Raw genomic sequence first — 12,068 nt, forward strand, 5'->3', positions numbered from 1 at the left:
TTAATCTTGGCCTTCCAAGAGCGGCTCTTGGGAAGATTGCCGCCACTGTTCCAACAGCTCGATGAAACGACTGCTCGTCACCGACAAATAACGGTCCTTATTGGTCATGACGTAAACTTGTCGTTCGACCGGAAGATCCGGAATCGGCCACATCCGGAGCAGGCCTCCGGCCGCTTCGGATTGAACCGCCATACGCGAGACGAAGGAGATATGCTCGCCAAGGATGACGGCCTGCTTGATCGCCTCCAAGGAGTCGAGCTCCAGACTGGAGAAGGGGCGGATGCCCTGCCGGTCCAGCCATTGATCGGTGATGCTTCGGGTGTTGGATGCCTTGCCGTGCAGCACGAAAGACGAAGCGGCAATCAGCTCCGGCGTCCATTCCGCGGCGTCCGCGAACGGATGGGAAGGAGAGCAGATCAGTACCAGCTCGTCCTTACAAAGGGCCTGCGCCTTCAGCGGCGATTTGTGAAAAGGGTCGGTGGACAGGATGCCGATATCAATCTGGTGGGCGTGCAGCATCTGCATGATGGCCGGAGCGGTTTTGACGGACAACGTCACACGGATTCCAGGAAACGACTTGGTAAAAGAATCGAGAATCGCCGGTAAAATATACGTCGCAGGCACGTAGCTTGCCCCAATGGATAACGTACCCTGCTTGAGCGTATCAAAATCATTGACGACCCGCTGCGCTTCCGATGCGAGCGCATTGATTTTGGAGGCGTAATGAAGCAGGGCGTAACCGGCGTCCGTCAAAATAATTCTCCCCATGCGGGCATCGAACAATTTCACCCCGAATTCGCGTTCGAGATTTTTCATATGAAAGGTGACCGTCGGCTGCTTGAGGCCCAGGAGGTCGGCAACCGTGGTAATTTTATGGTGCTTCTCCAGCAGCTCGACAATCTGCAATTTCAACAAATTGAGATTCATCATCTTCGATATCCCTACCTTCTTATAAGCTTATCCCCTATCTATAGATTAAATCTATGAATGTTAACGGAGTTCATTGAAAGAATTAATTGTCATTTTACATTCCGGTAATACTGTCTTTCATTCCTGCAGGTAGACTGGTTATGTGAGGATATTGCGAAGAGCGGCTTTCCATCGGCAATATATTGAGCGAAACGGTTCGGTTCGCCTATATATTGGACCAGGGAGCGGCCGGAATCGAATTTTGCAAAATCCTGATGCAGGAACGAAGGAATCAACAAACGTACCCAATGCTAAAGCAAGGAAGGGAATCAACAGATGGATTTGAACATACGCGGCGTCGGCAAAAGCTTTGGCGGAAATGTCGCACTGCATCCAACCGATCTCATAATCCGCCATGGAAAGTTCACGACGCTGCTCGGACCTTCGGGATGCGGGAAGACCACCCTGCTGCGTTTAGTCGCGGGTCTGGAACGGCCTGACACGGGGAGCATCAGCGTCGGGGAAGACATCTTGTCTAGCGAATCGAAAGCCGTACCGCCTGAACGACGCGGTTTCGGCATGGTGTTTCAGGATTTTGCGCTTTGGCCGCATATGACCGTCTTCGAAAACGTGGCCTTCGGGCTCCGGGCCACCGGACGCAAGGAAGGGATTCGGGACAAAGTTATGGAGGCTTTGGACAAGGTGAAGCTGACCGGCATGGAGCTGCGGTATCCGCATCAGCTGTCTGGGGGCCAGCAGCAGCGGGTCGCATTTGCCAGAGCGGTCGTGACGCGTCCGCGGCTGGTACTTTTCGACGAGCCGCTAAGCGCGCTCGATGCGGTACTCCGTGACGAGATGCGCCTGGAAATGATGTACCTGGTTCGTGAAATGGGGTTAACCGCCCTATATGTAACGCATGATCAGGTCGAAGCGATGTCGATGTCGGACGAGGTCATTGTGATGCATGGGGGAAAGGTGCTGCAAAAAGGGGAGCCCGAAGAAATTTACAATCAGCCGCAACATCCGTTTGTCGCGCGGTTTATCGGAAAGTCCAACTGGTTGGCCGATGGACGCTCCATGTTTAGGCCGGAACAGATCCGGTTCGAGCCGGGCGGGCAAGAGACTTTATCCTTTACAGCGGTTGTCGCGCATGTGAGCTATGTCGGCGACCGGTATGAGGTCAGGCTGAAGTCGGACGAGGCTGCCGAGCCTTGGCTCGCCTACTATCCAAGGCGGATGAGCGAGGGGACGGAAGTTACGATTTATCTGCCGCCTCAATGCATTCAGCGGTTGAATGAGAATTAAAAATTTCGGAATTCAAAATCAATTCAAGGGGGAAACGACGATGTTTAACATGACACGGAATAAATGGAAGAAAGGAAGCGCTCTGATTCTGGCACTGACGCTTGGAGCGGCACTTGCCGGCTGCGGAAGCAACAAAGCCGCCGAAGATACGGCCGCGGCTGCGGGAGAGGGCAAACCGGCCGAGACGGCGGATAAGACGCTTACGGTATATACGGCGGGCCCTGAGGGATTGGCAAACAATCTTATCAAGGAGTTCGAATCCCAATCCGGTATCAAGGTCGAGACGTTCCAAGGGACGACAGGGAAAATTCTGGCCCGCTTGGAGGCTGAAAAATCCAATCCGGTAGCCGATGTGGTTATTCTTGCCTCGCTGCCATCCGCCCAAGGCCTGAAAAAAGAAGGATTGACGCTCGCTTATCCGGAAGCGAAAAACGCCGACAAGCTGAACAAGGATTGGTCCGACCCGGAAGGCAACTACTTCAGCACCAGCGCATCGGCGCTTGGCATCGCCTATAACACCAAGCTGGTCACGACGCCGCCGACATCGTGGAGCGACTTGGCCAAACCGGAATACAAGGATCAAATTAATATCCCGGATCCGTCGCTGTCCGGCTCGGCCCTTGATTTCATCACAGGCTATCTCAGCGACAAAGGCGATGGAGGATGGTCGCTGTTCGAGAGCTACAAGGCTAACGGCGTTGCCATGGCCGGCGCCAACCAAGAAGCGCTGGATCCCGTCATTACCGGCGCCAAAAGCATGGTTGCGGGCGCGGTCGATTACATGACTTATAAAGCCAAGGCCAAAGGCGAGCCGATCGATATCGTCTATCCGCAGGAGGGCACCGTAATCAGCCCGCGGCCTGCGGCGATCCTGAAATCCACCAAACACGAAGAGAACGCGAAAGCATTTATTGACTATCTGCTCTCCGACTCGGCCCAGAAGCTGGTCTCCGATGCTGCGCTGCTGCCGGGCCGCACGGACGTTAAAGCCGAGAACCGCGCCAATCTGGGCAACATTCCGCTGCTGAAGACGGACTGGACCTGGATGGGCGAGCACGGCACCGAAGTAACCGACAAATTCACAAAGCTGTTGAAATAACATGAACCATACTTTGCTTCAACGTCAAATCAAAATCTGGTCAATGGTATTTGCATTCCTGGTCCTGATCTTACTCATCGCCTTGCCTTTGGCCGAAATTTTCATTCAAAGCGTATACCGGGATGGGGAGCTGCGGTGGTCAGCCCCATTCCGTACTTTGGCGGATTCCGATATGATGGTCGTGCTATTGTCTTCCATCTGGCTTGGGGTATGCGTCATTCTTGGTACGACAGTGATCGCCCTGCCGCTCGCGTGGGTAATGGTGAATACAAGGTTCGGCCGGTGGCGCTGGCTGGAGATCGTGTTCCTGATTCCCTTCATGACGCCGCCTTACATCGGCTCGATGGGATGGATTTTATTCATGCAAAAAAACGGGTACCTGGAGCAGCTGGCTCCAGGCCTTTCCGGGCTTGGCGGCGCGTTTTTCTCCTTTGGGGGCATGGTTGCGATCATGAGTCTGCATCTCTATCCGTTCCTCTATTTGCTGCTGCGCGGGGCATTGGAGAGAATCGGAGGGAATATGGAGGAAGCGGCCGCCGTGATGGGCGCGCCGTTCACGTACCGCTTTCGCCGGGTGATTGCCCCGCTGCTGCTGTCCGCCTTTGGCATGGGAGCGATGCTTATCTTTGTCAAAACGATCGCGGAATTCGGCACGCCGGTTACGTTTGGGAAACGTATCGGATATGAAGTGATGACATCCGAGATTCATAAGTATATTTCCAGCTGGCCGATCGATTTCGGCAAGGCCACTTCACTGTCGTCCGTGCTTCTGGCGAGCTGCCTGCTGGTCTGGTACATCCAGTCCGTCGTGAACCGAAAATACACTTTCGGACTGGTCGGAGGAAAAGGCGTTCGCCGTTCCTCCATACGCGGCACCGGCTGGCTGCAATGGCTGGCGGGAATCTACGTGGTTCTTCTTCTGATCGTTTCGATTGGCATCCCTTATTTCTCCGTCGTGGCGGCTTCCACGATGAAGCTGCGGGGGATCGGGCTGGCTTGGAACAACTTTACGCTCGATTTTTATAAAGAGCTGCTCCGCTGGAATTCTCCCAGCATGAAGGCACTGATGAACAGCCTGTGGCTCTCTTTGGCGGCGTCGACCATCGCTTTGATTCTGGGCACCTGGTTCGCCGTTGCGATCGGCAGGTCCAAAACCCGGGGGCAGCGAACGATCGATCTGCTCAGCCTGCTTCCGAACACGGTGCCGGGGATCGTGTTAGTCGTGGGATTAATTTTGTTGTGGAACTCCCCATGGATGCAGGTTCCGCTTTATAACACCTACGGCATGGTCATTCTCACGTATGTCGTATTATTTGTTCCATACACGGTGCAGTACGTTAAAAGCGCCTTTACCCAGATCGATCCCAAACTGTTCCAGGCAGGTCAAGTGTTTGGCGCAAAACCGGTTTACGTGTTCCGCAGGGTGCTGCTGCCGCTGATTGCTCCGGGAATGCTGGCCGGATGGATGATGACTTTTACGATCGCATCGCGGGAGTTGGTCGGTTCACTGCTCATTTTACCGCCGTCCATGCAGACGTCAGCGACGTACATCTATGCCCAATTCGAGCAGGGACAAGTATCGCTCGGGATGGCGATGGCCGTCATCTCGGTGGGGCTGACCACTTTGCTCCTCGTCCTGCTGGAAGCCGCGGGCTCCAAAAGAAAGTGGGCCGCTCCATGATGGAACTGAAAGTGTGGGGCGGCGCCGGCGAGCATGGCCGTTCTTGTTACGTACTGACGGGAAATCAGCATCGGATTATGCTCGATTGCGGCGTTAAAAAGGAAGGGGCCGGGCAGTACCCTTTGCTCGAGGAAAACCTGATCCCAGGGTTGACGGCCGTATTTCTCTCGCATGCGCATGAGGATCATTCCATGGCTTTGCCTTTGTTATACAAGCTTGGTTATCGTGGCGAAATTTGGTCAACAAGGCCGACCGTCAAGCAGCTGGAGCTTTATTTTGCCAATTGGCGTAAATACGTAACGGGGCGAAAGGGCGAACTTCCTTATGACGAGACGCATATTTCCGCCATGCGCTTTCGTATTCTGGAGGATGAAATCGAGAGGGGCGAATGGCTTGAAATAAAGGAAGGGTTGCAGTTTCAGTGGGGGCGAAGCGGCCATATGCTCGGTTCCGTCTGGCTGCGGATTCATATGGAGGACCATCATCTGTTTTATTCGGGAGACTTCAGCCGCGAGTCCGAGCTGCTTACCGTCGATCCGCCTGGAGAGTCCTTTTCTCACGATTCCGCGTCCGACTGCCATCCGTTCCCGCCCAAAATGACCCTGTCGATCATTGATAACGCCTATGGGATGAATGAGGAATCGCAGGATCAAAAGTTGAACACGCTTAGCCGGTACATTCTTGGGGTTCTGGAGCGAGGGGGGCATGCGCTATTGCCGGTTCCTGCTTTCGGGCGGGGGCAGGATTTGCTGATCTGGGCAATGAGGCAGTTCCCGGAACGACGGATCGTTGTCGAACGGGAAATCGTTGAAGGTTTGCGACAAATGGCCGAGTGGGAAGACTGGCTTCGTCCGGAAGCTTGTCATGAGATCGAACTAGCTTTGCGTTCTTCCCGTCTCCATATTCCTGAGAACCAGGAAGAACGGATCAGCTTGCTTCAAGTCAGTGACCCGCTGATCGTTTTTACGACCGATGGCATGATGGAGTCGCAGCGCGCCCGTTGGTATGCGGAGAGGCTTTCATCCTCCCCGTTACATGCCGTAATCATTACGGGACATGCAAGCGAAGGGACGTTTGCCCGGCGGCTGCTGAAAGGCGAAGCCGGGGAGTCGTCCTGCGAGGTGGTTCGGATGGGCTACAAAATCCATCAGGGGCTGAATGACGTCCGCCTCATGCTGAATCAGATTTCAAGCAGGCATACAGTACTGGTTCACGCGCCTAAACCGGAAACCGACCAAGTTATATTTGATCTCGAACGGGAAGGGCATCGGGGCATGCTTTCCTTGCATCCGGGAGCGGCCATCACTTTTAATTATCGATGAACGTAATCAATCACTCTCCGCAGAACAAGGTGATGGGGAAGAAGACGGCAGAGCGGGACCCTTGCCTTATTAGAAATGAGGCAGCTTTTTAGAGTAAGGACAACCTTTACTGAACCGTACCCTATCGAGTGACTTTTTAAAGTGTCTACTCGATAGGGTACGGTTCATACATGAAGGTTGTTCTTTTTTTATGCAAACATGGGCCTGCTGGGTAAATGTATATTAACCTATAGGGCTGCCCGCGAGTTATTTTCACTTGAAAAATTTAACTAATTAAAATTGTACTTTTAGGCAACCTAGTTTTTTTGGTAAAATAGTAGTCTGGGTGATAGAGTATCGCCGTAAAAGAGAAAAAATGAAGGGGAAAAAGTATCGGCGTTGACCGAGAAGAGGAGGACACATGAAATCTATTAAGCTCTCAATTTTTTACATTACGTTGCTGCTCCTCATGGTGACCGGTTTGATCGGTCCGGCGGGAGGCGCCGCGGCGGAGCCGAATTCCGGCAAAACCTATGTAATCGGCACCGACATTACGTTTGCGCCTTTTGAATTTCAGGACGTTAACGGCAAATACGTCGGGATCGACATGGATCTGATGGATGCCATCGCCAAAGACCAAAATTTCAAGTATCAAATCAAGCCCCTTGGTTTTAACGCAGCCGTGCAGGCTTTGGAGTCGAACCAAGTGGACGGCGTCATCGCGGGCATGAGCATTACCGACGAAAGAAAGCACAAATTCGACTTTTCCGAACCTTATTTTGAATCCGGCGTGGTTATGGCCGTCGGCATAAAAAATGACACGGTCAAAAGCTACGACGATTTAAAAGGAAAAAAAGTTGCAGTCAAAACCGGTACGGAAGGTTATACCTTCGCACAATCCATTGCTCCGAAATACGGATTTACGATCGTGCCGTTCGATGATTCCTCCCAGATGTACGAAGACGTGAAAGCCGGAAACTCCGTGGCCTGCTTTGAAGATTATCCCGTGCTGGCCTATGTTGCGACCCAAAGCAAGGACCTTAAAATCGTGACCCCGAAGGAAGCGGGCGCCTCCTACGGATTTGCCGTGGGCAAAGGCAAAAACAAAGAGCTTCTGGAAAAATTCAATACCGGCCTGGCCAATCTTAAGGCAAGCGGCGAATATGACCGCATTAAAGAAAAGTATCTTGGCGAAGATGCCGCCGGACCGGCGAACCAGAGCCGCTTTGAACTGATTAAGCAGTCTCTGCCGCCGCTTTTGGGCGGTCTTGGCAAAACGCTTATGTACACGATCGTGTCGCTCTTTTTCGCTTTTATTTTGGGCCTTATTTTCGGATTTATGAAAGTGGGACATAATCGGTTCCTGCGCGGGGTGGCGACGGTGTTCGTCGATCTGTTCCGCGGCATTCCGCTCATTGTTCTCGCAATGTTTATTTACTTCGGCATTCCGCAGGCATTCGGCTTTACGATGCCGTTGTTCCTGGCGGCGATTCTGACGCTGAGCCTGAATGCCGGCGCGTATGTGACGGAAATTATTCGCGGCGGCATTCAATCGATCGACCGGGGGCAAATGGAAGCGGCCCGTTCGCTTGGTTTGCCGTATCGCAAAGCAATGATCAAGATCATCATCCCGCAGGCGGTCCGCATCATGGTTCCGGCGTTTATCAACCAGCTTGTCATTACGCTGAAAGACACGTCGATCCTGTCTGCGATCGGTCTGGTCGAGTTGACGCAGTCCGGTAAAATCATTATCGCCAGAACGTACGAGTCCTTTACCATCTGGGCGGAAGTTGCCATTATGTACTTGATTGTCATCATTATTTTAACGAAGCTTTCCAGCTATCTCGAAGGGAGGGTGCGCCGTGGGTAAAATCCGGGTTGAAGGATTGAAGAAAAATTATGGCGCCAATCAGGTGCTGAAGGGCATCGACATGCAGGTCAAGCAGGGTGAAGTCGTCTGCGTTATCGGTCCTTCCGGTTCGGGGAAAAGCACGTTTCTGCGCTGCATTAACCGACTCGAGGACATTACGGAAGGCCGGGTCATCGTTGATGACCGGGACCTGAACGATCCGAAAACGGACATTAACAAGGCACGCGAAAATATCGGCATGGTATTCCAGCATTTCAACCTGTTTCCGCATTTCAGCGTGCTGAAAAACATTATGTTCGCTCCGATGGAGCTTGGAAAAATGAATGCGAAGGAAGCCCGGGACACGGCGATGAAGCTGCTTACGCGGGTCGGACTCGCCGACAAGGCGGACGCTTTCCCGAGCCAATTATCGGGCGGGCAAAAGCAGCGGGTGGCGATCGCCCGCGCGCTGGCGATGAACCCCGACGTGATGCTGTTCGACGAACCGACGTCGGCGCTTGACCCCGAAATGGTCGGCGAGGTGCTCGGCGTCATGAAGGATCTGGCGCGCGAAGGGATGACGATGATGATCGTCACGCACGAGATGGGCTTTGCCCGAGAGGTGGCGGATCGCGTCATCTTCATGGACGGAGGGTATATCATCGAGGACGGCACGCCTGAAGAAGTGTTCGGCAGTCCGAAAAACGAACGTACGATCAGCTTCCTGCAGAAAGTGCTGTAAGCAGGAAGAGGCTGCTTTTAAGCGGATCGAATCTGTTGTATGGGTAAAAACAAAGGCTCTCGCAGGCAGCTAAGGCTGACTTGTGGGAGCCTTTTTGAAATCTAAGTTTCGAAGAGATTGCTACCGTATATATCAAGAAAACTTTACGCAAAGAAGCCGTTCTTAACTAATGCATATAACTTTACATTCATATAACTGTAGAGTAATATAATAAACATGAATACTGATGTGCTGTTTGAAGTGTTGTCCGAACCGAACCGGAGGGCGATCCTTGACTGCTTACGGGTCCGGGACCGATCGGTGGGAGAATTGGTTGAACTGTCGTCCCTGAGCCAGCCAGGGGTGTCCAAGCATTTGCGGATTCTTCGGGAAGCCGGGCTCGTCACCGTTAGGAACGTTGCCCAGAAGCGTTTGTACAGCTTGAATGCAAAGCCTTTGGAGCAGATTAATGATTGGCTTGAGCCTTATCGCAAATTTTGGAACGGCAAGCTGGATGATTTGGAACGTTTTTTGGATGAAGAAAAATCATGACCATGTCTTAGCGGCGGGATACAAGGTTATATTTTTAAAAACGGGCTACTAAAAAGGAGGATAAGCCATGAACCAATTGGCCGTAGTTGAGCAGGACGGGGAGGAAACCCGGGTACGGTTCGTACGCCATTTGAAGCATCCGGTGGAGAAAGTCTGGTCGGCGCTGACGGACAACGACAAGCTGAAACAATGGTTTTCCGAGCTGCGCGTGGAAGATTTGCGCGAGGGCGGGACCATCTCTTTCGACATGCAGAACGGTACTTATGAATATTTCGAAATTCTGGAACTGAAGCCGTTATCCGTGCTGGAATATACGTGGGCTGAAAACCGCGTCCGGTTTGAGCTGTACCCGGAGCCGGAAGGCTGCCGCCTCGTTTTGATCGAAACCGTCGTCGAAATCACCGATCATACTCCTAAGGACATTGCCGGATGGGATGTATGTCTGGATGTAATCGAGGCGCTTCTGGACGGAAGGACAGTATCGCAGCGGAAAGCCGTTTGGGAAGAAAAATACCCGAGATATGTCGAGAAGTTTGCGGAGCTCAACCGGAATAAATAGAAGCAGAAAGAAGGAGCCTTCTGATCCGAATGGATCGGAGGGCTCTTTTTTCGAGGGGCAATATGGGGTACCGTCAGGAAAATGCGGATTTGTCTGCTGCCAACAATGGAAACATCTCCTGCCCGAACATGCTCCCGAAGTTCTGTTAAAACAGCCATTTCATAGTAATGACGATTGATTGTTGTACCATCATCCTCGTATAAATGCTTTTTCCAACGTTTTGAAATAAAATCCACAGGCGAGTCATCAGGCACTTTTCGCTTTCCGGATTCGTTCATTCCTCGTCGTTCTATTACTTTTAGAAATGTTTCGGGTGAAGGATGACCCGGTGGTTCCTTTAACCAACCCAATATCGTTTTATTGGATGCGGATGGATGCAAAGATTGAAAACATTTGATTGTGGTGTTATAGTTTTCCTTGAGTAAGACAAAGGAGGGGTACCATAATGAAAAAAAGATCATTGAATTCTTTATCTAAAGGTGTAGGGTACTCAACTGCCGTTTTTTTTGTGTTTGCTAATCATGGGAGAAGTCTGTCTAATTTCAGAAATAACGACTTAAATCCTTTGATTAGAATCTCTAATTAAAGTAGTGGGATAAAAACCACAGGTCGTTTCCTGTGGAAATTATTAAAACATGTTACTAAAAACCACAGGGATTTTCCTGTGGTTTTTTTATTTTCAGAAGGAGGAAAGAACATGGAGAAAACGAAAGAAATATTTATTAGGCAATTGGAATTATCAGATGCGGAGGATTGTCTTAAGTTAGAGGTTGAAAATAGAGACTTTTTCCAACTCTATGGACCTCTAAAAGATGAAAAGTTTTATACAATGGATGGACAAATTGAGCGAATTGAAAAGTATGTTTTACTAGCTAAGCAGGACTCAGCTTATTCTTTTGGTATATTTCTGACAGACAGTAAGCAACTGATTGGGAATGTTACACTATCTGAGGTTGCAAGAGGTAACTATCAGAGTTGTTGGATTGGGTATTCCTTAGACCGTAAGCATAATGGGAAGGGATACATGACAAAGGCCGTCAAATTAGCTGTAGACTATGGATTTAATGAATTAAAGTTACATCGAATTGAAGCTGGAGTTATGCCTCATAATATACCTTCCATCAAAGTGCTGGAAAAAGCAGGGTTTCATAAAGAAGGAATAGCAATAGAGAATGTCAAGATTAATGGAAGGTGGGAGAATCATCAAATATTAGCGATTGTTAATAATGAAGAGTACGATTCGAAAGGAATTGGAAAAAACGCCCCTGGTATTTCTTTGCCAATGGGAGAATACACACCTAACGATTGTGCCGAGTGAAGCGGAATTAATCGTTTCTTCAGGCCAAGTAGGAATAGATACGGAAGAAATATGCAGGGATTTATTACCGGTTATCGAATAGGTTATGAAAGTGAATAACACCAATTCATGGAGGTGCTCAATGCATCCTGAACTTAATAAATTTATGGCACGCAAAATCATCGGCATCGGAAACATCGGTAAGCCGTCCCGCCCTGAAGAAGCTTGGCCGGCATTGTTTGCAAGGATTGATCAAATTCCAGGCCGGGTGAATCGGTCGGAAACGCTCGGCGTGATCAAAAGGGATGAATACGGCTATCTTGCTGGCGTAGAAACCGCGCTCTCAAGCGAAGTGCCCGAAGGGATGTCTTCGTATATCATACCCGCCGGGGAATATGCTTACTTAAGGCATAAAGGCCCACTAAGCCAGATCAACGAAACGTTTGAAGAACTGATTGCCTGGCTACGTAAAAACGATTATGAACAATTCGACGTCGTTTGTTTTGAAGTGTATGATGAAAGATTTAAAGGTGAAAACCCCGAAAGCGAAATTGATATGTACATACAGATAAAATGACGTATGCAACGGCTGATATAACCAAGGCAAAGGGCTTTAACACTCACCTTAAAGTAAGTACCTTTGAGACTCCCACGGCTAAAGCCGCAAGCTGACACCTTCGGTATCATTGGGATTCTTGGGTGGTAGTCGGTCGTGCATTTCTGCTAACCGTAGTTCCCCCAAGTTCAGGGCTGTCTCATCAGCCCGTCCTAAGACAGTGCATATAGCATCTTAGG

The 12,068-nt window shown here is 50.7% G+C and carries 11 protein-coding genes and 1 pseudogene; 10 read left to right on the forward strand and 2 right to left on the reverse strand.

What is annotated here, in order from left to right:
* Positions 1 to 927: a LysR substrate-binding domain-containing protein gene (locus tag RJP21_RS28755; protein ID WP_310862285.1), complete on the reverse strand. Its 927-nt coding sequence runs from the start codon at positions 925 to 927 to the stop codon at positions 1 to 3.
* 318 nt (positions 928 to 1,245) lie between these two features.
* Here RJP21_RS28755 and RJP21_RS28760 point away from each other — a divergent pair, with 318 nt between their 5' ends.
* The 8 genes from RJP21_RS28760 (at position 1,246) to RJP21_RS28795 (ending at position 9,976) form a co-directional block, all read left to right on the forward strand.
* Positions 1,246 to 2,214, forward strand: a complete 969-nt coding sequence (locus RJP21_RS28760) for an ABC transporter ATP-binding protein (RefSeq protein WP_310862272.1) — start codon at positions 1,246 to 1,248, stop codon at positions 2,212 to 2,214.
* A gap of 40 nt (positions 2,215 to 2,254) precedes the next feature.
* Positions 2,255 to 3,313, forward strand: a complete 1,059-nt coding sequence (locus RJP21_RS28765) for an ABC transporter substrate-binding protein (RefSeq protein WP_310862273.1) — start codon at positions 2,255 to 2,257, stop codon at positions 3,311 to 3,313.
* Position 3,314: 1 nt separating this feature from the next.
* Complete coding sequence (locus RJP21_RS28770; RefSeq protein WP_310862274.1) at positions 3,315 to 4,994, forward strand: ABC transporter permease; 1,680 nt, start codon at positions 3,315 to 3,317, stop codon at positions 4,992 to 4,994.
* Positions 4,991 to 6,316, forward strand: coding sequence for an MBL fold metallo-hydrolase (locus tag RJP21_RS28775; RefSeq protein ID WP_310862275.1), 1,326 nt, complete (start codon positions 4,991 to 4,993; stop codon positions 6,314 to 6,316). The genes RJP21_RS28770 and RJP21_RS28775 overlap by 4 nt, the downstream gene beginning before the upstream one ends.
* A 400-nt stretch (positions 6,317 to 6,716) precedes the next feature.
* Entirely contained in the window at positions 6,717 to 8,165 is a 1,449-nt protein-coding gene (locus RJP21_RS28780) for an amino acid ABC transporter substrate-binding protein/permease (protein WP_310862276.1), read from the forward strand.
* Positions 8,158 to 8,886 carry an amino acid ABC transporter ATP-binding protein gene (locus RJP21_RS28785; protein ID WP_310862277.1) on the forward strand — a complete coding sequence of 243 codons (729 nt, stop codon included), beginning with the start codon at positions 8,158 to 8,160 and terminating at the stop codon, positions 8,884 to 8,886. The genes RJP21_RS28780 and RJP21_RS28785 overlap by 8 nt, the downstream gene beginning before the upstream one ends.
* Before the next feature lie 216 nt (positions 8,887 to 9,102).
* Positions 9,103 to 9,417, forward strand: coding sequence for an ArsR/SmtB family transcription factor (locus RJP21_RS28790; RefSeq protein ID WP_310862278.1), 315 nt, complete (start codon positions 9,103 to 9,105; stop codon positions 9,415 to 9,417).
* Positions 9,418 to 9,484: 67 nt separating this feature from the next.
* Positions 9,485 to 9,976 (forward strand): SRPBCC family protein, encoded by a 492-nt coding sequence (locus tag RJP21_RS28795; RefSeq protein ID WP_310862279.1) that lies wholly within the window; start codon positions 9,485 to 9,487, stop codon positions 9,974 to 9,976.
* Positions 9,977 to 10,053: 77 nt separating this feature from the next.
* Here RJP21_RS28795 and RJP21_RS28800 read toward each other — a convergent pair.
* A pseudogene (locus RJP21_RS28800) lies at positions 10,054 to 10,266 on the reverse strand (hypothetical protein); the annotation flags it as partial.
* 407 nt (positions 10,267 to 10,673) lie between these two features.
* Between RJP21_RS28800 and RJP21_RS28805 the strand changes: the two are divergent.
* Both RJP21_RS28805 and RJP21_RS28810 read left to right on the forward strand, forming a co-directional pair.
* Positions 10,674 to 11,294 (forward strand): GNAT family N-acetyltransferase, encoded by a 621-nt coding sequence (locus RJP21_RS28805; RefSeq protein WP_310862280.1) that lies wholly within the window; start codon positions 10,674 to 10,676, stop codon positions 11,292 to 11,294.
* A gap of 121 nt (positions 11,295 to 11,415) precedes the next feature.
* Positions 11,416 to 11,850, forward strand: coding sequence for a GyrI-like domain-containing protein (locus RJP21_RS28810; RefSeq protein WP_310862281.1), 435 nt, complete (start codon positions 11,416 to 11,418; stop codon positions 11,848 to 11,850).
* Positions 11,851 to 12,068: the final 218 nt, after the last annotated feature.

It is taken from the genome of Paenibacillus sp. VCA1 (assembly GCF_031583795.1).
Taxonomy (GTDB): domain Bacteria; phylum Bacillota; class Bacilli; order Paenibacillales; family Paenibacillaceae; genus Paenibacillus_AQ; species Paenibacillus_AQ albilobatus.

What these genes read in the sequence shown, in the direction of transcription:
- RJP21_RS28755 (WP_310862285.1), bottom strand. Translation starts at nt 927, where the DNA reads ATGAATCTCAATTTGTTGAAATTGCAGATTGTCGAGCTGCTGGAGAAG.
- RJP21_RS28760 (WP_310862272.1), top strand. Translation starts at nt 1,246, where the DNA reads ATGGATTTGAACATACGCGGCGTCGGCAAAAGCTTTGGCGGAAATGTC.
- RJP21_RS28765 (WP_310862273.1), top strand. Translation starts at nt 2,255, where the DNA reads ATGTTTAACATGACACGGAATAAATGGAAGAAAGGAAGCGCTCTGATT.
- RJP21_RS28770 (WP_310862274.1), top strand. Translation starts at nt 3,315, where the DNA reads ATGAACCATACTTTGCTTCAACGTCAAATCAAAATCTGGTCAATGGTA.
- RJP21_RS28775 (WP_310862275.1), top strand. Translation starts at nt 4,991, where the DNA reads ATGATGGAACTGAAAGTGTGGGGCGGCGCCGGCGAGCATGGCCGTTCT.
- RJP21_RS28780 (WP_310862276.1), top strand. Translation starts at nt 6,717, where the DNA reads ATGAAATCTATTAAGCTCTCAATTTTTTACATTACGTTGCTGCTCCTC.
- RJP21_RS28790 (WP_310862278.1), top strand. Translation starts at nt 9,103, where the DNA reads ATGAATACTGATGTGCTGTTTGAAGTGTTGTCCGAACCGAACCGGAGG.
- RJP21_RS28795 (WP_310862279.1), top strand. Translation starts at nt 9,485, where the DNA reads ATGAACCAATTGGCCGTAGTTGAGCAGGACGGGGAGGAAACCCGGGTA.
- RJP21_RS28805 (WP_310862280.1), top strand. Translation starts at nt 10,674, where the DNA reads ATGGAGAAAACGAAAGAAATATTTATTAGGCAATTGGAATTATCAGAT.
- RJP21_RS28810 (WP_310862281.1), top strand. Translation starts at nt 11,416, where the DNA reads ATGCATCCTGAACTTAATAAATTTATGGCACGCAAAATCATCGGCATC.